Source organism: Streptococcus sp. HMSC076C08, assembly GCF_001810825.1.
Lineage (GTDB): Bacteria > Bacillota > Bacilli > Lactobacillales > Streptococcaceae > Streptococcus.
In genome coordinates, this window is the sequence record NZ_KV802723.1 from 108953 (window position 1) to 128959 (window position 20007).

17 protein-coding genes are annotated in these 20007 nt (G+C 40.9%); 15 read left to right on the forward strand and 2 right to left on the reverse strand.

Annotated features, from left to right (window positions below):
- The 11 genes from HMPREF2766_RS03680 (at window position 1) to HMPREF2766_RS03730 (ending at window position 10057) form a co-directional block, all read left to right on the forward strand.
- On the forward strand, window positions 1–2157 hold the full coding sequence (locus HMPREF2766_RS03680) for a hypothetical protein (protein WP_070567802.1): 2157 nt from the start codon (window positions 1–3) through the stop codon (window positions 2155–2157).
- The gene (locus tag HMPREF2766_RS03685) at window positions 2154–3137 is read left to right on the forward strand and encodes a hypothetical protein (protein ID WP_070567804.1); all 984 of its coding nucleotides are present in this window, start codon (window positions 2154–2156) and stop codon (window positions 3135–3137) included. Before HMPREF2766_RS03680 ends, HMPREF2766_RS03685 begins: the two co-directional genes overlap by 4 nt.
- Entirely contained in the window at window positions 3127–3480 is a 354-nt protein-coding gene (locus HMPREF2766_RS03690; protein WP_000260585.1) for a hypothetical protein, read from the forward strand. The genes HMPREF2766_RS03685 and HMPREF2766_RS03690 overlap by 11 nt, the downstream gene beginning before the upstream one ends.
- Before the next feature lie 141 nt (window positions 3481–3621).
- Window positions 3622–4650: a hypothetical protein gene (locus HMPREF2766_RS03695; protein ID WP_000644799.1), complete on the forward strand. Its 1029-nt coding sequence runs from the start codon at window positions 3622–3624 to the stop codon at window positions 4648–4650.
- 13 nt (window positions 4651–4663) lie between these two features.
- Entirely contained in the window at window positions 4664–5065 is a 402-nt protein-coding gene (locus tag HMPREF2766_RS03700) for a hypothetical protein (protein WP_033605410.1), read from the forward strand.
- Between the two features lie 13 nt (window positions 5066–5078).
- On the forward strand, window positions 5079–5897 hold the full coding sequence (locus HMPREF2766_RS03705; RefSeq protein WP_070567806.1) for a hypothetical protein: 819 nt from the start codon (window positions 5079–5081) through the stop codon (window positions 5895–5897).
- Window positions 5898–6136: 239 nt separating this feature from the next.
- Window positions 6137–7102, forward strand: a complete 966-nt coding sequence (locus HMPREF2766_RS03710) for a hypothetical protein (RefSeq protein WP_070567808.1) — start codon at window positions 6137–6139, stop codon at window positions 7100–7102.
- 204 nt (window positions 7103–7306) lie between these two features.
- Window positions 7307–7993 (forward strand): XRE family transcriptional regulator, encoded by a 687-nt coding sequence (locus HMPREF2766_RS03715; protein ID WP_000284670.1) that lies wholly within the window; start codon window positions 7307–7309, stop codon window positions 7991–7993.
- A 3-nt stretch (window positions 7994–7996) separates the two neighbouring features.
- Complete coding sequence (locus HMPREF2766_RS03720; protein ID WP_070567810.1) at window positions 7997–9412, forward strand: Y-family DNA polymerase; 1416 nt, start codon at window positions 7997–7999, stop codon at window positions 9410–9412.
- The gene (locus tag HMPREF2766_RS03725) at window positions 9409–9771 is read left to right on the forward strand and encodes a hypothetical protein (RefSeq protein WP_000567203.1); all 363 of its coding nucleotides are present in this window, start codon (window positions 9409–9411) and stop codon (window positions 9769–9771) included. Before HMPREF2766_RS03720 ends, HMPREF2766_RS03725 begins: the two co-directional genes overlap by 4 nt.
- Window positions 9764–10057: a DUF5960 family protein gene (locus HMPREF2766_RS03730; protein WP_000196999.1), complete on the forward strand. Its 294-nt coding sequence runs from the start codon at window positions 9764–9766 to the stop codon at window positions 10055–10057. The genes HMPREF2766_RS03725 and HMPREF2766_RS03730 overlap by 8 nt, the downstream gene beginning before the upstream one ends.
- 361 nt (window positions 10058–10418) lie before the next feature.
- On the opposite strand, the gene HMPREF2766_RS03735 is transcribed toward HMPREF2766_RS03730, so the two are convergent.
- Both HMPREF2766_RS03735 and HMPREF2766_RS03740 read right to left on the reverse strand, forming a co-directional pair.
- Complete coding sequence (locus HMPREF2766_RS03735) at window positions 10419–16262, reverse strand: alpha-L-fucosidase (protein WP_070567812.1); 5844 nt, start codon at window positions 16260–16262, stop codon at window positions 10419–10421.
- A gap of 340 nt (window positions 16263–16602) precedes the next feature.
- Window positions 16603–17079, reverse strand: a complete 477-nt coding sequence (locus HMPREF2766_RS03740; protein ID WP_070567814.1) for a glutathione peroxidase — start codon at window positions 17077–17079, stop codon at window positions 16603–16605.
- A gap of 201 nt (window positions 17080–17280) precedes the next feature.
- Between HMPREF2766_RS03740 and HMPREF2766_RS03745 the strand changes: the two genes are divergently transcribed.
- The 4 genes from HMPREF2766_RS03745 to HMPREF2766_RS03760 all read left to right on the forward strand — a co-directional run.
- Window positions 17281–17559 carry a TIGR04197 family type VII secretion effector gene (locus HMPREF2766_RS03745; protein ID WP_070567816.1) on the forward strand — a complete coding sequence of 93 codons (279 nt, stop codon included), beginning with the start codon at window positions 17281–17283 and terminating at the stop codon, window positions 17557–17559.
- On the forward strand, window positions 17556–17915 hold the full coding sequence (locus HMPREF2766_RS03750; RefSeq protein WP_070567818.1) for a DUF3958 family protein: 360 nt from the start codon (window positions 17556–17558) through the stop codon (window positions 17913–17915). Before HMPREF2766_RS03745 ends, HMPREF2766_RS03750 begins: the two co-directional genes overlap by 4 nt.
- The gene (locus tag HMPREF2766_RS03755; protein ID WP_070567820.1) at window positions 17905–19557 is read left to right on the forward strand and encodes a T7SS effector LXG polymorphic toxin; all 1653 of its coding nucleotides are present in this window, start codon (window positions 17905–17907) and stop codon (window positions 19555–19557) included. The genes HMPREF2766_RS03750 and HMPREF2766_RS03755 overlap by 11 nt, the downstream gene beginning before the upstream one ends.
- Before the next feature lie 12 nt (window positions 19558–19569).
- On the forward strand, window positions 19570–20007 hold a 438-nt coding region (locus HMPREF2766_RS03760), incomplete at its 3' end, for a TipC family immunity protein (protein ID WP_070567822.1).

Below are 20007 nucleotides of genomic sequence, written 5' to 3' on the forward strand. Positions count from 1 at the left end.
ATGAGTGATATTATAAAAGTACATGACTTACCGGCCATAGCTCGTTATAGTTCGGCTGTTCAAGAGTTTTCAAAAGGTGTGGACTCGGCTTCTAAACAAACGATGCGTAAATTTAATGAAAAGGCAGGTAAAACAGGAGATTCAGAGGACAAAGGAGAGGCAATAAATGCTTTCTTCACTCGATTGAATACTTTACAGACCCAAGTATTTCAAGAGTATCCTACCACTATTACGCATTTTTCAACAGCTTTATCAACATTTGAAAATGCTGCTACAGCTGCCGGTTTCCAAAATAAAGCATGGACTCAACAAACTGGTAATGATTCTGTCTATAAAAAATTAGATGGCGTGGAGTCTGAACAATATGAGAAAATCAAAACAAAAGTTGATAATCTTCAAACACTATTAAACGATGCTACTGCTGAACTAGGGATTGAATCAGAAGACTTAACAGATATAAAAACAACTGCGGGAGATGATTTAGCTAGTGCAGCGACTGCACGTCGTGATACTCATAACGCCTTGCAACAAGCACATGATACCTTATCAAAAGATACTACGGATGCAGAAGCAGAACTAAAAACTCTACAGACTAGAATAAAAAATGCCAGTGCAGTATGTAATATTCCGGCTTCTAGTATCTTAGCAGGAATTAAAAATGGTAGTCTTACTAAGAGAAAAATCAGTTATTTGGATAGTATTCAAACAGAAGCAGATGGACGTGCTTTAGGTGCAATACTTAATAAACAGCCAGGAGACATATTAAACGAAAAACCTGGGGATCTTAGTGAAGGATTTTACAGTATTGGTGCTCAGGAAATGATGGAGTGGATTGAATCAGGAGATGCAGCCACTCTGAACCATCTTTTAGACGCTATGGGGAATCGGGATTTTTCTGCTAACCAACCATTTTTGCTAGAGTTTCAAAAGGCTGGAGTTAGGCTAGGTGATACTCTTGAAAAGGTTATGGAAGTTCAATATGCTAAAGACGGCACTTTACAGAGCAACCAGATGGCAGCATATAATAAGCATCTTGCTTTGACGGATAAGTTTGTTAGTTTGATGGAATCTCTTTATGTAATGGAGATAGGACGGACAGAAACATCAAAAGGAAAATTAGCAGTTGGTGACAAACTATATGTCACCGAAACGAGAACAAAAGTTTCAATTTCAGATATATCGGATGCAACATTTTCATTTAAGAATACGGTTGATACAAAGAAAACAACCTTGGAAATGAATATAGGTGGCTACTCTTATCCAACGAGTATTAGCAATACAACCGAAACCAAGGTTTACAAAATGGAAGAATACGCAACCGCTATTGGAAATAATATGGCAGAGAAGCAGGCTCGGATCGGTGAACTTGAGAAATCTCGCGAAGAAGCGAATAAAGATATGCGTGCTGCAATGGGTAAAGCTATAACTTATGCACTGGTTGGTACTTTCATACCTGAAGCAGTTCCTATCGTCTCGATGATTGATGCTCTGGCTACCAGTGATTCTAAGGAATTCAGTAAAGAACTCTTTTCTGCGATTGATAAGGATATAACCGTTAAGGGGAAAGTTGTTGAAAGTGGTTTTACGAAGACGGGTCCATACAATATGGGTATTCAATTACCAACAGCAACCATACAAGCCTATTTGAAGTATGTCGATCAGTTAAAGGGATATGACTTGGAAAAAGAAAAGACACGCATTGAGATGGTGGATGACTTTTTAAATCGAGGGAATACCTATCTTTTCCAGAAAGATGGGAAGAGTTCAGTCGCAATTTCTCGCATGAGAACACATAATTTTTATACAGAGGTCCGCTTGAAAGAGATGGATAATGAAGGTCTTGTTCCTTATGTTGAATATGCGAAGTCGTCCAGCCATTATAAGGTGAATAGTACTAGTAATGATACAAGGGCAATAATCCAAGAAGCAATAAACAAAGAAAATCAACTTAACTCAAATTCTGTAACACCAGAAATGAGCAAGTATCTCTTAGGCGAGGAGACCGATCTTTCTCTAGTCAATATGAGCGTAGACCAGTTGAAAACGTATAAAAATGTATTGGAACATTTATCGATTTCTTCTGACCAAAATGCCAAACATGGCTATGAAGAATATCAGCTCTATCTAAATAGTAAATACTCAGGAGGAAGTCAATGAAACAATACAGGAAAAAAATACTAATCATTCTGGGGGTTTTAAGCCTTCTTGTTGTGGTTTCTGGAGGCTATCCTTTGTATCGCTATTTGACACATGATCGCTATAAAGTTTGGTCAATTGAAGTAGAACCAGCATCTCATGAATTTATAGCTGATAGACAGGGGCTGGTCATTTCTTGGAAAGAGACAAAGAATAGTAATGGGAAAAGAGATAGGGATGAGCCGGTTGACTATAGTTTGGTAATTCATGGGAGACGATTTATAGCCACAGAAAGTATCCGTTTAATCTATGAATCGGGAGATAATCGCTTTGATGTGAAGAATCTAAGTTGGGGGGAGTATTGGAAGATTCAGGTCTATGATACCAGTCAGGATGATTTGCCTCGTAAGGAGTATGATCTTTTGAAGGCTATTGCGGATTATGATGCTTCTTACTTTCCAGTTTCAAGTGCCTATACTCATTTTTTTGCTTACAAAGATCAGGAATACCGGACAGTCGTTCTCCAGAAAACGGGAGGTGAGGATCGTAAGGAAGTCCTCTTTAACATGGCAACAGGTAAACTAGAAGACATCCCTAAGGATGCCGGAAAGGCTCTAGAGAACAGAAATGTTAATATATTTAAAGAATTTACTAATTTAAAAGAATATTATGCAGGTGACCTTTTACATATAGACACTCCAATTAGTTTTTCTCAATCCGTAATTGAACAGTCTTCAGACTGGCGTTTGAAGGAGGAGTATCCTGCAGCCTATGACTTGATGACTAAGAAGAAAGGTGGGCTATTTTTCTTGACCAACGAGACAGATATCAAGCTTCTCTCTGATATATACAGTCTCTTAATCCCTAAGGACAGAGATTTGTTTGATAATCTAACAGTTTATGGAGAGGTGACCAAGGACGGGAAAGACCATGTGGTTCATTCCTATGAAGAGTTTATCAATGTCTTGAAACCAAAGGAGGAGTTGAAAAATGGTAGTTAAGCGAATTCAGCCAATGCGAATTCAAAGCATTAAGGCGAGTATCAAGGTTTCGACAGATGAGATTTCAAAGGGGATGTCGACTATTATTGACTCATCGGTCACAAGTAGTCTAGAGTCCTGTGCTGGTGTCGCAAAAAGTTGTATGGAAAACTTGGTAGAGACAGTGGATTCATTGGATGGCTTTATGAATAAGGTTGCGGAAGCTTTTCAAAATATGGATACAGAATTAGCAGGCTCCATTGAAACTAATGAAATGTATACAGTTTCACCACAAGAGTATACAGAAAAGAAACGAATCCAGCAGAAGATCTACGATGCCTCTGTTTATAATGAGCTCCCCTAACTATTCGCCACTTGAATTCATTTCAGGTGGTTTTCTTTTGCTTTTCTCTTCTTCTCTTCTCACGGTATTGTTCATGTGGTATAATGGGAAAGAGTTCTATGATTGTCTAAGAGAAAAATATGATGATGGGAGAATAGTCAAGTGAAAGCTAAAAAAATTGGTGCTATCTTTCTAATTTTACTTGGTGTATGTAGCCTTTTTGTATTTGCTATTCGAGAGTTTGAAAAACAAGACTTATCTAAATATGAATATTGGATTGTGGATACAGAAATTACGGATTATGAATTTATTGAAAATGGGAGAATGATCACAGTTGATTGGCATAGTAACAAGGAAGTCAATCAACAAGTAAGTGTTCTTGATAAAAAGCCTAAGTTTGGCTCTCCCGGGCGAATAGCTGGTAGTCGTTTCCTTGTTTCCTATGCGGCGCGATTCAAAGCAAAATCCGCTTGGAATGAAGTGCGAGATGATTTTCCTATTCTGGAACAAAATTATCCAGATAAGGGGGAATATTGGAAAATAAATGTCTACGACACTAAAGGTGAAAAATTAGATAAGAAGGTGTTAGATGTATTTGAGATCACTAGAAATTATAATGAGAGTTATTATCCTGCTTTTATATTAAATAAGTATTCGATAGACAGCATAGATGGCAAAGAATATCTGACGATTTCATTAAGAAGAAAAGACGATATGATTACTGATGTTAGCGACGAATCAAAGTTGCTGAATAGATTGATAGACCTAGAAACAGGTAAGATTGTAGATATTAACCCGAACAATCAAAAAAAGAATTCGCCTAAAATAGGACTTGGTTCGATAGATTCCTTTTCACAGTTGTTTAAAGAACATGATTTTTCTGTTAGGGATAATGGCCTTCATTTTTGGAGACTTGGAGATAATACGAAACAATGGCTCATAAATAGCAAATACCCTAAATCTATGGAAATAATTTCAAAAAGTCCTGAAACAAGTTATATATATAAACTTTCATCTAATGATGATTTGCAAACATCTATAGATATGATAAAACTCGTTTTCCCAGAAGGTACCAATATCTTCAAGGATATCACTATTCCAGCAGCTAGTTCAAAAGATGGACAGGAGCATCTGGTTCAAAGCGAAGAAGAGTTCTTACAATATTATAAATCCAGTACGGAGGAAGAATAATGGGACAAGGATATTGTTTCTGTTTGACAATAATTCCAAGACGACCGTAGGGAAAATCGGGAAGTCTGTGATCGGTGGTACCATTGATACCATATCTAACGTTGGTCCCTTAGATGGTATGTGGCTTGGAGCTAAGGCAGGAGCACTAGGAGGACATCCAGTAGAAGGAGCTCTCATTGGTCTTGGTGTAGGAACGTTTAATCTTATCACTTCTGCAGTCGCACCGGAATTTAAAAAGTCTGTTTATGACGGAGTTAAAAATTTTGCTTATGGTGCTGTGGATGTGGTAGAATCGACGGTGGAGTCTATCGGAAATGGAATCCACCAGGGCTTGGAGACTGTCAAAAGCGTGGGCAAGAATGTTTCTGATTTTTTCAATGGTGGTCTGAAAGCGGCCTCATCCTTGTTTGGGTAATAGGAGAAAATAAATGGATAAGATACAAAAAGATATTAATGATGCACTTGAAACAGCACGAAGATTAAACTTAGTAAAGGCGATTTTTGGACTATCTCTATATTCTCTTATGGTTATGATTGGGACGTCTTTACCGATAAGTGTATTTCGAATGGCTAGTGAAGCTGGGTATGACCCAGCTATTCCACTGACCTCAATGGTTACACAGCTAACATCAGTGGAAAAAGGGCTCATTCCCCCAGATAGTTTCTTTGGCTTTCTATTTTTTCTTTGTTGCGGTCATTTTACTTGTTTTTATATTATTTCTAAAAGAAATCGCATTAAAGCCTATTTAATGACTCAGATTTTTCAATTGTTTTTGCTCGTAATTACATATTATAGTTGGTTTGTAGCCATCTTGTATTTAATCCCTCTAGTAGCAATTCGTATCGTTTACTGGATTGGGTTTGTCTTATCACTGATTTACCTTATCTATATCCTTGTTACAAAGCAACGCGCTAGAAAGGATTATTTCTCCTCAGAATATTATAAAAAATTTTTGAATGTTATTTTGTTCTTATGGTTGTTGATGTATGGAATCAATCTCTTCATCAACGGGCTCAATCATTTCCTAGCGTATCTCTTGCTTGCTTTGTTACCTATTGCACCTATTTTCCTAGGACTATTTTTGGTATCATTTTTTAAATCCAATGTAGTAACGCTAGAGAACTTGAATACAGTCAATAAAAACCAAGAGAAATACCGTGAAGAATATGGCTATACCATTGAAGAATGGTACGGGAAAAAGTCAAAAATCTACAAGGAACATGTCAAGAAGTCTAAAAAGAGATAAAGATTTATAGACACTATTTCTAGTCTCTTGAAACTAACCACCTGAAACAAATTCAGGTGGTTTTCTTTTGCTTTTCTCATCTTCTCACGGTATCGCTCGTGTGGTATAATGGCATAAGGATTGTTCGTCATTTCAGACGAGTTTATGGAATTCAGGATAAGTTAGCAGGTGAGATGAGTATTTCTGTCAGTCTCCTATACACCTGTTAACAACTGTCAAAAGTAAAAGGAGAGTGTAGATTGGTTTTATTAGTATTAGTGCTTTTGGGTTTGCTCATTCTAATCTTAAAAAGGAAACAGAAAACTGCTAAAAAATCTGAAGGAAACGCCAAGAAAAGAAATTGGCTATTAATAGGTTGCTTATCCATAGTGATTCCAATGGTAATCTTCACAGTGTTCAGTCCGATTTTTTCTCTAATGGATATGTGGGGGCTATTTGCCCATGCAAGTCGAACTGAGCTTGAGCAAGCTGTGCATCGTTCTTATCAAAATTACGGTCTTACAGGACAGTTTGAGTTAGAAAAATACGAGAAAAACTATACAAGTGTGGGAGGATTTATAATCCATGGTACCTATAGTGAAAATATAGCTGGAAAAAACTATCAGGTTAAAACTCGATTTAAATACTATACTCGCTTTTCGAAAAATGAAACATATGGAAAGACAGATGCAGAAGTTGATTACAAAAATGGTAAAAAAATTTATAATGTTTTCCCAGAATTAGCCTATTTAGGGATTGAGGTTAGTCCAGGCACCAGCGAGTTTTTAAAAACACTGGACAGTTCAATCAAAGATCCTAAACTTCCTGATTTGAAGTATCAAGGTATTGGTTTTGAATTTAATAACCAATCTGATAATATCTATCTTTATAATGAAATATTGGAGGAAAATCAAAGCAAGGGCCAAGCTCTGCAAGGGATGTATCCAATGGATGCTCAATATCTTTTCCAAAAAGAGATTTTTATACCGACATTTGAATTTCAATATTTCGTTCCGAAGGAAAAAAGAGATCTCTTGTATGATGACTATCTAAAAGATCTTGAAAGGCTCATGAAGGAATTTTTTGCCAACCAATCCCTACCAAGAGGTCTTTATGCTGTAAAGATTGCTAAGTATGAAGAGGATAAACTTGTCAATGATAGTGGTGTTTACTATGTGAGGATTGATAATCAGCAAGTTGTAAAGCTGTTGCAAAAATTAGAGTAGGAGTTGCTAGGTCTAGTCCAGTTTTTTGTTCATAATTTCCAGTTGTGTCTGTTAAAATTTGATTTTCCCAGTGGACAATCGTCCACTTTTTTTATATAATAAAACTAAACCGAATTGGTTGAGTTTTAGAGGTGTAAGCTCAACCGTCGATTTGTTTTTCTAAGAGAGATATTCTCAATAAAGCATCACACTAGGGGGTGAATCATGTACCAACCAGAAAAACTCAAGGCTCGGAGAAAAGAGTTAAAATTGACACAGAAGGAAATTGCAGAGCAACTTGGGATCAGTTTTCAGGCTTACTCGGCTTGGGAACGTGGAATTAAGGAACCATCCAAGGAGAAGGTTGCCCAGCTAGAAAATATTTTAAAGGTAGCAAAGGGATATTTCACTCAGATCGAGATTGTTCGTCTCTACAATAGCCTCTCCAAGCAAGGGAAGGACAAGGTTGTGCTCTATGCTCGCAACCTAGCTCAAGAGGAACAAACACAGAAGGTGGCGACCATGCCAGAGCGCCTCTACGAGTATCGTGTCTATGAACGCATGTCAGCAGGGATCGGGGCTTCGGTATATGACGATAGAAATTTTGATACCGTTTACTTTAATGAAGAACTAGCCCACGATTTTGCTTCCTGGGTGGCTGGGGACTCCATGGAACCTAAATATCAAAATGGTTCCGTGGCTTTGATTCGAGAGACCGGATTTGATTATGATGGGGCGGTTTATGCAGTGGTTTGCAACAACCAGACCTATATCAAACGGGTTTATCGGGAGGAAGATGGCTTGCGTCTGGTCTCTATCAATCCTAAATACAAGGATATTTTCATCTCCTATGAGGAAGATCCTCGGATTGTGGGGATTATTGTTGGGAATTTTGTGCCGATGGAGGGTTAGCCTATGGGCTACTTTGATTATTCCAGAGAGCCCAAAAGTGATATTGCCTTTGTCGATATGAAATCTTTTTATGCCAGCGTTGAGTGTGTGAAACGGGGCTTGCATCCGCTGAAGACCTCGCTTTGTGTCATGAGTCGCGCGGATAATTCTACTGGCCTTATATTAGCTTCCTCTCCCATGTTTAAGAAGATTTTTGGCAAGTCCAATGTTGGCCGGGCCTATGATCTGCCTTTTGATATCAAAACGCGCAAATTTTCCTATTACAATGCTCGAAAGCAAGGCTTGCCTACTGACTTAGACTATGTTCGCTACATCGAAGATTGGGCTCAAGTCACCTTGATTGTCCCTCCTAGGATGGATGAGTACATAGCGGTCAATATGGAAATCCAGCGAATCTTTCAAAACTATGGTAGCCCAGATGATATTTATCCCTACTCTATTGATGAAGGTTTTATTGATTTGACTAGTTCGCTCAACTATTTTATCCCAAACAAGAGTCTCTCTCGCAAAGACAAGCTAGATATGCTTTCTGCTCGCATCCAGAGGGATATTTGGAGGCAGACAGGGATCTACTCTACAGTGGGTATGTCCAATGCCAATCCCTTACTGGCCAAGTTGGCTCTGGATAATGAGGCCAAGCACACTCCGACCATGAGGGCCAACTGGTCTTACCAGGATGTGGAAGAGAAGGTTTGGGCCATTCCCAAGATGACGGACTTTTGGGGGATTGGCAGGCGGATGGAGAAACGCTTGCATACTCTGGGGATTTTTTCCATCAGAGAATTGGCCACCAGTAATCCAGACCAGCTACAGAAAGCTCTCGGTCAGGCTGGCCTGCGTTTGTGGTTTCATGCTAACGGGATTGACGAGAGCAATGTTCACAGGCCCTATAAAGCTAAGTCCCAAGGGTTAGGAAATTCTCAAATCTTGCCGAGAGACTACGTGAAGCTACGGGATATCGAAATTATTCTTCGAGAAATGGCGGAGCAGGTGGCTATTAGACTGAGAAGGGCGGGCAAGAAAACAACCCTTGTCTCTCTCTATGTTGGTTTCTCTAAGCAGGAGGTCAGGTCGTCTATTCACACACAAATGAAGGTCGAACCGACCAATAATACAGCTGTCTTAACGGATTATGTTTTGAAGCTATTTCATAACAAATACACTTCTGGAGCGGTCAGAAGTGTCGGAGTCAACTATTCGGGATTTGTGGACGAGTCCTTTGGCTTGATCTCCCTCTTTGATGATGTTGACAAGTTAGAAAAAGAAGAAAGGCTCCAGACGGCTATTGATGCCATTCGGGAACAATTTGGTTTTACCTCCCTTTTAAAGGCCAATGCACTGGAAGAAGCCTCTAGGAGTCTTGCCAGAAGCAAGCTGATTGGGGGGCATTCTGCTGGAGGATTAGATGGTTTAAAATGATTGATCGTTCTTATTTACCCTTTCCATCTGCGCGTGACTATCAAGATCCAGGGATGCAGAAGTGGATGGGCTTTTTCCTCTCAGAGCATACTAGTTCACTCGGTGAAGAGAAAAATCGGGTAGCTTTTTCGACGAGTTTGAATTCCGCTGAGAAGCTACTCTTGCTTTCGCAGCTTTATGTTGGGCAACTGAAGGGATGCTTTGTGGTCAAGGAAAGAAGGCATAAAACCACGATCATTGGTGAGGTAAGCGAATTATCACCTCAAACTCTATCTATTAGGACCAATGAGGGTTATAGGCTGATAGAGATTGTAGATGTCCTCGAAATTCGACTGTGGGAGGAGGGAGTGTATGACTAGAAAAGAGTTGTATGAAAACAAACTGCAGATGGATTATTTTTCAGATAGTTATATCCGCTTTGAAGAGGATTTTCAAAAATACTCTGCTATGAATGTACCACTGACTTTTTTGATCGATGACATCCTACGCACTATGGCGATGAATCAGAAGAACTACTTTGTTTTAAACAAGGAAAATGCCAAGGATGGGCGGGAGCATCGCTTTTATTTTAGGGTGGTGACGGAAAAAGAGTGTCCCAGAAATCGAACCTATGCATACGCTGGACTCAAAAATAGTAGTCAGTAGATCTAGGTGTGGAAGAGGAAAGTCTGATTTATGAAAGATGGCTTGTGAGCGTCAGAAAATCTCATGGTATAGGAATTCGAAACACCATCTTTTATCTGTGGAGTTCTTGCAGAACTTATGATGGTAGTTCTGATGAGATAAGACAAGGGGGACTCTCTTTTTTGGATGAACGTTTATTTGAAATCGTAGTTAACTTTGAAAATACCTATCCTCAATGATAACCTTATTTTAGAATTTTATACCAAAACATCCATGTATATTTGTGGATGTTTTTTAATTTTACAGATATAAAAAGAGAAGACCAAATGGTCTTCTCAACGGGGGAACTGAATCATTAGAAAGAATCAATCAAAGAGGGTTATTAGTCTTTGAAATTCTTTTGGAAAATGAGGAGAGACAAGATAGAAGTAATGGCTGCCAAGAAGAGGAAGGCACTTGCTTCTTGTTCCCCAGTTGCAGGGAGTAGTCTTTCCTTGTCTTCTTTGACTGTAGCTGTAACAGGAGCTTTTTCATCTTTTGCTGATGAATTATCTGTTACGACTGGAGCAGTTTTTTCAGTCTCTCTTGGTAGAACATACTCAGGAAGATTCACAACTGGTGGCGCTTCTGTTCCAACAGAGCTTTGTTTGCTACCTACCTCAATCACTCGATCTTGAGCTGGAGTTGCTTCTGTTTGGAGAACCTTGCGATTGTCACCATCCACTTCAACATACTCGACTAAGAGACCGTCTTTCCCTTCTGATAGAACTTGCTCTTTTCCTTTGTCTAATTGTGGGTTTTCGCGACGAATAGTCTTGAACGGTACGACCTTATTGACGATTTCCAAGCTTGGAAGTGTAAAGACAAGGTCTTTAACCCCTTCCTCAGGACTTGAAGAAGTAATTGGTTTCTCAGGTTGCGCTGGAGTTTCCGGTTGAGTCGGATTTTCAGGCTGAGCAGGTTTTTCAGGTTGAGCCGGTTTTTCAGGTTGCGCTGGAGTTTCCGGTTGAGTCGGCTTTTCAGGCTGAGCCGGTTTTTCCGGTTGCGCTGGAGTTTCCGGTTGAGTTGGTTGTTCCGGTTGAGCTGGCTTTTCAGGCTGAGCCGGAGTTTCCGGTTGAGTTGGTTTTTCAGGCTGAGCTGGTTTCTCAGGCTGAACTGGTTTTTCCGGTTGAACTGGTTTTTCAGGTTCAGCAGGTTTCTCAGGCTGAGCCGCTTCGAGTTTGTTGATTTGTTCGAGAGCAGTTTCTAGCGCTTGATTGACTGCTTCCTGAGTTTTAGCTTCTTGGATTGCAGCAATGGCTTGGTCAGCAATTGCTAATAATTTCTTCTTAGCTTCCTTGTTGGATCCAAGCTCAGCGACTTTTTTCTCGATAGCTTTTGTCAAGCTGTCCATAGCCTTATCATACTCAATTTCTGGTTGTTTTGGTTCGGCTGGTTGCTCAGGCTGGTCAGGTTTCTCAGGTTCTTCTGGCTGTTCCGGTTGCTCTGGGCTAGGTTCCTCTTGGCCTCTTTGATAGTTCTCATCCTTGGATAGGATATCTTGTAGGGCACTGACTGTCAACATGACTTCTTGAACATCTACTGCATCAGCACTGAGTTGGTTTCTCAATTTTTCTAGATTTGCTTGGAAAGCTTGACGTGCAGTAGCCGTATTCTTCAAGCCTGCTGGATCAAAGTTGGACAGATCATCTTTCCATTTAGAGATAGACTGGATGATATCTGCCTTGCTGTAGAGTTCACTACCTTCGCCACGAGTGATAAATTGATCTACCTGAATACCGATATTTTGAGACAAATCGTTTTTATCAGGATCTAGTTGAAGGGTGACTGCGTGCAAGTTTTCGTCCAGACCTTTTAAGCTAACCAGAGTTTGATTGCCTTGGCGTTGAGCTGCACGACCGCTAAAGTATTTCTTACCATCAATAGTTGAAGCATTTCCCATGCCATCTTGGTAAGGAACTTCTTTGCCATCTAGGAAGACTTTGTAGATACCATGATTTGGATCGACATAGCCCTTGATATCAAGTCCGGTACCGTAGAAGTAGGCTGTGACAGTTGTCTTTTTCTTTTGCTCATCAGTTAAGCGACCAAAGGAAGCCCAAGACTCCGTTTTTTGGTACTTATCTGCTGAATTGGTTTCATGGTGCCAGCCAGGGCTGTAATCCAACTGACTAGCTTGGTCATCATAGCTTGTTTGATCCTTGATCAGCAATTCAGCTTTCATCACTTGGATGGTTGCATCGGTAGCAAAACCGAGCAAGGCACCATCAGAAACAGAAGTGAGTTTGGCTTTAAAGTCAAAGATAGAGTCGGCTTGTTCTGTAAAGTCAATCGTTGGGATGGTAACAGTCTTTTCTGTTTCTCCATCTTTAAAGGTCACATCTTGAGTTGTATCTTGGTAAACTTTACCGTGAACCCCAGTTCCAGGTTCCGTGATGAAGCGAACAGTAGCAGTTCCCTTGCTTCCACCAACACGTTTAATTTTAACAGTGACTGGTTTTCCTTTTTCGACTTCGTAGTTAGTAGACTCGAGTTCAAACATTCCCTTGCTATCATTGTTTAGGGTGTAGATTCCTTCTGTAGCAATTGGTTCGCCTGTTTTGTTTACAAGAGTAATAGTGTGTTGACCAGGTGCTAAATCGTCTGTTTCATATACTTTTTGGCTGCGTTTACGGCTAGCATTCTTAGTTTGCACATCCGCAACTTTTTGACCATCAACATAAACGGACATTTCTCCATGCCCTGGATCGACTGTGGAGACAACATAGGCCTTGGTTCCTGTGAAGGTATAGCTTACTTTGGCATCTTTTTGATTGGTCCACATAGAAGTGCCACGAACACCTTCAGATTCATTGTACCAAGTTGTACCAGCCTTGTCAGCGGTTGTATTTGAATGGTACTCGAGTCCAAGAGGGTAACCGTCTGTCTTTTCAATGCTGCTTGGTGTCTTGTAGACTGAGAAGTTGGTCAAGATTGGAGTTGCTTGAGCACCAGTGATAGTTACACGGATTTTTTGCGCTTCTACAGGTTGTCCTTGAATCAAACGGCGGTAGCCCACGGTTGAACCTTCCCCATATGGAACCCAGCGACCGTTAATCTCGACTTCAATCTTGAAACCAGAGATACGTTGACCTTTGGCGATGTCTTCCTTGAGTTCAACGACATCAAAGCGTCTCTTTTGCCCTAAATCGACTGTAAAGCTACCAGTTGTGGCATCATTTGAGAGCGCCCAGCTAGTATCATCTTTACCGTCTGTCAGGTGACTTTCCTTGTAGAGGTGGTTTTGACGAGTCGAACTTGCTGTTACAGTTGCCCCTTTGGCAAAGTCAGTCGCATACATTTGGTCTAGGGTTGCTTTGAACTCCTTCAAGCGAGCTACATCTGCATCTGCGAATTTTCCTTCTTTATTTGGTGGAATGTTGAGAAGGAGTGGGGTTCCACGACCAACAGACTTGAAGTAGATATCCATCAACTCTTTGAGTGATTTCGGTTGTTGGTTGTCATGGTAGAACCAGCCCGAACGGATCGAAACGTCAGCTTCCCCTACAGAGTACATATCACCATCTGGGTCACCATGGTTGAGGTATTCATTTTTCACATCGTCTGTGATGTTGGCACGTTTAACTTTATGCCAGACAGGGTCCCCTGCGATACCTCGTTCATTTCCGATCCAGCGAACGCTTGTCGGCTGAGCAGAGAAGATGGCGATATCTCCTTCGGCTTCTTTGATGTATTTGAACCATTCATCAAAGGTATAGGTTACTTTTTGGGCACCGCTACCACGTGCACCGTCCATCCAAACTTCGATAAATTTCCCTTTGTTACCGTATTTCGGATTTCCAAGGATTTCTTTCAGTTGGTTGAGATAGTATTGGTTGTATTCTTTTTCGGTTGCAACATGGTATTTTGGATGGTTGGCATCCCATGGTGATAGGTAAACACCCATATTCATGTCGTACTTGCTAGCAGATTTGGAAACTTCTTCGAGAAGGTCACCCTTACCATCTTTCCATGGGCTAGCAGCTACGGTATGGTTGGTGTACTTAGATGGGTAAGCAACGAATCCGTCGTGGTGTTTAACAACCATAATGGTTCGTTTGAAGCCAGTTTCCTTCAGAGTACGAATCCACTGGTCAGTATCCAAGTTGGTTGGATTGAAGTACCGGGGGTCTTCTTTCCCATTTCCCCATTCAGAATTGGTATAGGTGTTCATTCCGTAGTGGATGAAGGCTGCCAATTCTTCCTTGTGGTAATCAAGCTGAGCCTTGCTTGGAAGAGGTCCATGATTGCCAATTTCGGTTTCTTTATCTTCTGGATGAGCCACTGGTGGAGTCGGCGTGGCAGGATTAGTCGTATCAGCGACTGGCTCGTATTCAAAGACGATCTCATTAACACCTTTTTGCTGGATCCTTGCTTCCAGGCTAGCCTTGACTGGACGGTAGCCAGCAATGTCTTTTGCATGGAAGGTGTTGACAAAGGAAACGTCATACTCTTGGCCGTCATTGTTATCAACTGTCGCTTCCGCTAGTTCAGTAGTGGTTCCTTTTTGACGGTAGTAAACTTTGAAGGAGCCTTTGTTGACTTTATAGACCACCTTGATGACACGTGTACCGGCAGGCGCTTTGCTGACAACATTGTAATCTTCAGACCATGTATCTTTTAGCTGTTTATTGACTGCTACGCCATCAATGGATACAATTTCGTATTTGTCTTTATTCTTCTGATAGAAGTCCGTCTTCTCGATTTCTTTTTTGAAATTATAGTCAAATGGCGAATCAACAGCTGTCTGTTCGATAAAGGTGTCATTATCTTTGACAGGATTTCCTTCTTCGTCTTCGTGTTGGATAACCACACGACCGTATTCAATTCCCTTGGTCAAGGTAGCAATCCCATCTTGGTTGAAGGAATATTCGTTGCTTCCGATAACAGCTGTTTCGTTCCGAAGCATACGTCCTTCATCGGTAAAGTAGTAACGATTTCCGTTATCACCTTGGTACCAGCCTTTCACACCATACTTGGCAATCATGTCCTTCACCCATTTCAGTTGTTCAGGTGAAAGGACGAGTCCGCCACCAAAGCGATCCTTTTCAGCCACACCATTGTCAACGGTTCCGTGTTGGTGAACCCCCAGAACTTTTCCTTGGCTATCGACAATCCCGCCACCAGACAAACCAGATACAGAAGTGGTTTTATAGGTGATACCAGTCGTTCCCTTATCATCATAGGACTCAACAGATCGGATGGTCCCATCTGCCTTGTAAAGCTGACCAGCTAGGATAGGTTGTTTCAGTTCTTTGGAGCTCGAGTCAGTTGGATAGCCAATCGTACTGATGGCTTCTCCCGGCTGATGCGTCTTGTGCTCCGCTAAAGGCGCAAAGGTTGCTGCTTTGTTTGGACTAGCAATCGGAAGAGGAATAGGAGCTTCTACAAGAGCAAGGTCATTCTTATAGCCTTTTCCAAACTCTTTCTTGTTCCAGAAATGGATGTCTTTTTCTCTGAATAAAACCGTAGTTCCAGAAGATGGCAGTGAGTTTTTCTTTTCGCTGTTTGAACCAACGTTATAGTAGAACTGGGCAGATTTTCCACCACGAATGTGACCCTCGCCAGTTTCTTTATTGGCCTCTAAGAAGTTATGAGCAACGGTAAGGATCAGGTTAGGTGCTACGAAGATACCTGAGCCTGAAACGAGGTAGCGTTGCTCCCCTGCATTGTAAGTGCTGTAAACCATAGTAGCAGCAGTAGCAGGTTGTCCCTCGTAGTTGATGTGTTTGAGGTCTTGTCCACCGTTAATGATGGCACGGTTTCCGTTCTCAGATTCTTTTGGAGCTTCTTCCTTGTCCTTTAGAATGCTCTTAGTTTCTACTGTTGGACTAGCTTTTTGGTCAACGATAGTAGTCGTATCGAGTTCTTTGACAGGTGTGTCTGGATAGGCACGGTCCTGAATGTCTTCAGGGAGCAAGTCAGCACTGTTAGTATCTGCAACAGGTGTTTCTTGTTTTTCAGCTTCTACACGGTCTTCTTCTTTGACTGGTTCAGCCTTGGTCTCTTCTATATCTGCGACTTGTTTCATTTGCTGATCTAAATTGGATGTCGTGGCAGGAGACGTTTCGTCTGCACGCACGATTCCAGAAGCAAAAAATGCCAGTCCCACGATAACAGATGCCACACCTACAGTCAACTTCCGAATGCTAAATGTTTGCCCTTTTTCAAAAAGGTATCGATTCATAATATACTCCTAGTTTTTAGAAAGGCAGTCAGCTACTGCCAAGCCCAAGTCTGACTTGGTTACAACTTGATTTAATGAAAAACTCTCTGATAATTTGTAAGCCACCTTACCTCCTGTTTATAAAGCGCTTTCATTTTAAGATAAAAAAATTTAAAAGGTCATTTCTCCCTTAAAATGACTGAAAACTTTTAATATAACAAATATACTAAATTAATGAAAGAATTGCAATAGCAAAAAGCAAAAAAATAAATATAAATTAAAGAAAATCAGTTACTTTTTAAAGAAAAAACGCATCCTTTCAGGGCTCAAACTAAATGAAAGGATACGTTTTAAAAAGAAATTAGAGTATTTTTTGGAGAGACTCTTGGATGGTTTGGGGGTCTGTTTTGGAAGAGAAGCGCTCAAGGACTTGCCCATCTCGGCCAATGAGAAACTTAGCAAAATTCCATTCGATTCGTTTTCCTAGCGGGCCAGATTTCTGGTCTTTTAGCCAAACATAAAGAGGATCTGCTTCCTTGCCGTTGACCTTGATCTTGGCAAAGCGAGGGAAAGTTGTCTGATAGTGTAGGCTACAGAAACTATTGATTTCCTCTGCGCTGCCGGGTGCTTGTCCCATGAACTGATTGCAAGGGAAATCTAGGATTTCAAAGCCCTGATCTTGATAGCGTTCATAGAGGTCTTGGAGCCCTTGGTACTGGGGCGTTAAGCCACATCCAGTAGCAGTGTTGACAATCAAGAGAACCTTGCCACGATAGCTCTCCAGGGGAGTTGCTTGGTTGTTTTGGTTTAAAACGGAAAAATCATATACACTGGTCATGAGGGCCTCTTTTCTTTTTCTACATTGTAACAGTTTTTACCCTTTTCGTCGAGTCGGATGGGAGAGGTTGTTGAAAAAATACACAATGGTACATAAATCAGGACAAAATGATGCTCCTTTTATGAAACATGGTATAATAGGCCTATATAGCTAAATGGAGTGTACCTATCACTAGGGAATGAGAAAAAGGATAAAACAGCCATGTCAACAGTAAAAAGTGATCTAAATCTTGCGCAAACATATGCGACTCAGCTTAAAAATGCTTGTCAATCGTTAACAGCGATCGCTGTGGCTAGTCAAGATGACCTAACGACTCTTCAAGGGAATAACAAGGCTCATCAATGTCTGACAGAGGCTCAAAATCTTGCTAGTCAGATAACAGCCGCTGTCACCCTAACTTCCGAACGACTTCACTCTGTGGCGAGTGATTTTGAGGCGCTAGATGAAGCGGGCGCCAATGGTTTTAGGAGTCATACATGAGCAAGTTAGATGAGTTGAAGAATAGAGAGCGAGAACTCTTGTACCAGCTAGAAGGCAATGGAAAAGAGAAGTATCGCACCAAAGAACTAATAGAAACCTTTGAAGGATATGATAGAGCTAGCCACCGTTATCAAAGTGATTTGTGGGAGGCAGCCTATCAGAGCCGATACGCAGGACAGTTGGAAGAAACGCTCCTGCAAAGAAATCAACTCAAAAACCAAATCTTTGAGGACCTTGCCTACCACATGGATGATTTGAAGAAAGAAAAGTTCCGGTTAGAGGAAGACTTGGATGCGGTTTACTATGAAAGACGCAAGGAACTAGAAAGAGAGGAGGAGACGCGTCATGGGCATTGATATGTATTTGGAACAATCACAACTACAGAGTTCGAGCGTAGCGACCATGTGTCAATCTCAGGTGGAGGCTTATCAAGATTTGCAATCAGCCATCCAAAAGTTTTCAGAGGATACAGAGAGTCTAAAGGGCGATGCTTATGATTCGGCTAGAAGTTTTTTTGCAAGTGTCTTGCTACCCTTGAGCAAAGGGGGACAGCTCTATGCAGAAACCTTCTCTCAAGCCATCAAGAAACTACCAGAAGACTATCAAACGATGGTCGACAGCAAGAGTTGGCGTGAGGATGATCTACTTGATAAGATCCGCCAGGAAGAGCAGATGATTGCCTATCTAGATGAAGTCAACCAATCCCTTTCTACCTCGACCATGGATAGTGAAGAAAAGGGGAGATTGAGACGTAGTAATGTGGAACTCATGAGAGGACACCATGCGAATAAACGCGTCTATGAAACGATTTTGAAAGACCTGCGCGCCTATGATAGCTACTCAGGAGGGCTTTTCGATGATCTAGACAGTATCGATGTGCAGTTGAGTCGCGGACTGGCCCAGATCGAATCGAGCTGGGATGCCAAGCAAGGCGTCTTTAAAGTCCCATCTGACCTGACTTGGACCAACTACCTGACTGCCTATGCTGATACAAAGGACTTGAAGCTCAGTCGTCAAGAAAAGGCCTTTGTCCAAACCATGATGGCAGAATACGGCTTTGATGCCGAGACAGCCCAACAACTCTTGACCATCAAGCAAGGGATAGATAAGAAATTCCCAACCTCTAGCCAAGAGTTCCGTGACTATATCTTTTTGCGAGTCGTCGGTGCGGCAAACTATAATGACTTTAGGTGGAAAGAAACTGCGGGTGGTTTGGGGCAATATTTTTATAAAGAATTTGTGAGTGATCCACAGACAGGCCAAAAATGGATAACATTGAAACCAATAGTAGAAATTTATCAAGAACTGGGGCTGAAAGAAGAAAAGGCCAAAGAACTGTATTATAATCTTAGATTGCAGCATGAGATGGCGGGTGGGAAATCTGATAATATAGATCAAATTAAGAAATATGATAAAAAAAATGGAACTAACCATTATGATTCCTATAAAAGTACTTATGAAGAGATTTATGGTGATACGGGTAACTTTGACCAATTTTGGGACAGCAAACTCAAGGCATACTCTAACAACGGAGCAGGTCATGCAGACTTTACCCACCAGTCCATCACTATGGCCACTCATCTTAATCCTAATCAAGTTCAGTTAGCCGATGTCTATGGTGGTAGAGAGCATGTTAAGGACTTATCAGGCTGGGAGGGAGACACGACCTTTAATGCAAATGATATGAAGCCAAGCATCGGGGAAGATGACTACAAGGCGGATTTGGACTCGGTCAACCTTATCGGCCGTATGCAGAAGGGGCAATCCTATGATCAAGCCATCTCTTCTTACTATGCTGATCTTCAAAAAGATTCTTCTCAGAGAGAAAGAGAATTTTTGAAAAATAAGGATTGGAAACATGTCAAAGGTACAATCTACGCAGGGGTAGCGCCTGCGGATATACTGAGAAAGGGTGAGGCATCTATTAAAGAGTATATTGAGGAAAAATACCCAGAAGTATCTGCATTTTTAAATCGTTTAGAGGCTGTGGCAGACTAGGAGGAAAAGTTAATGAAGAAACTACTAGGTATGACAGCGTTAATGTCGTTTATCATATTCATCTGTTTTTATTTCTTTATCAAACAACCTAAAAATATTTTTGATGAAATCTACCAGGAGACAGAGAAGACTTATCGGTCAAATAATATTTTAAGAAACATAGATGGGTTTAAAATTAGTCCAGGTTGGCCTAATGATGGAGAATATTTTGCATACACCCCTTCAGGGAAGTATCAAACTCATCCTGAAGGTTATAAAGACATAAGTATTGGATTTAATTTTGGTTCAGGTATTAAAGGAATGACGATTCTTTTTGAAAGAAAGACTAATTCGAATATTACCCTATGGTATTCAGCACACTATAATATAAAAAAGAAAATCCTCAAAAAAGAGCTTGCGATTTTTGAAGAGCCAAGGCAACCAGGTCAATTTATTGATGATGAAGAAAAA

Excerpts from the sequence above, each read along its gene's own strand:
- HMPREF2766_RS03680 (WP_070567802.1), top strand. The coding sequence starts at position 1 with ATGAGTGATATTATAAAAGTACATGACTTACCGGCCATAGCTCGTTAT.
- HMPREF2766_RS03685 (WP_070567804.1), top strand. The coding sequence starts at position 2,154 with ATGAAACAATACAGGAAAAAAATACTAATCATTCTGGGGGTTTTAAGC.
- HMPREF2766_RS03690 (WP_000260585.1), top strand. The coding sequence starts at position 3,127 with ATGGTAGTTAAGCGAATTCAGCCAATGCGAATTCAAAGCATTAAGGCG.
- HMPREF2766_RS03705 (WP_070567806.1), top strand. The coding sequence starts at position 5,079 with ATGGATAAGATACAAAAAGATATTAATGATGCACTTGAAACAGCACGA.
- HMPREF2766_RS03715 (WP_000284670.1), top strand. The coding sequence starts at position 7,307 with ATGTACCAACCAGAAAAACTCAAGGCTCGGAGAAAAGAGTTAAAATTG.
- HMPREF2766_RS03720 (WP_070567810.1), top strand. The coding sequence starts at position 7,997 with ATGGGCTACTTTGATTATTCCAGAGAGCCCAAAAGTGATATTGCCTTT.
- HMPREF2766_RS03725 (WP_000567203.1), top strand. The coding sequence starts at position 9,409 with ATGATTGATCGTTCTTATTTACCCTTTCCATCTGCGCGTGACTATCAA.
- HMPREF2766_RS03730 (WP_000196999.1), top strand. The coding sequence starts at position 9,764 with ATGACTAGAAAAGAGTTGTATGAAAACAAACTGCAGATGGATTATTTT.
- HMPREF2766_RS03735 (WP_070567812.1), bottom strand. The coding sequence starts at position 16,262 with ATGAATCGATACCTTTTTGAAAAAGGGCAAACATTTAGCATTCGGAAG.
- HMPREF2766_RS03740 (WP_070567814.1), bottom strand. The coding sequence starts at position 17,079 with ATGACCAGTGTATATGATTTTTCCGTTTTAAACCAAAACAACCAAGCA.
- HMPREF2766_RS03745 (WP_070567816.1), top strand. The coding sequence starts at position 17,281 with ATGTCAACAGTAAAAAGTGATCTAAATCTTGCGCAAACATATGCGACT.
- HMPREF2766_RS03750 (WP_070567818.1), top strand. The coding sequence starts at position 17,556 with ATGAGCAAGTTAGATGAGTTGAAGAATAGAGAGCGAGAACTCTTGTAC.
- HMPREF2766_RS03755 (WP_070567820.1), top strand. The coding sequence starts at position 17,905 with ATGGGCATTGATATGTATTTGGAACAATCACAACTACAGAGTTCGAGC.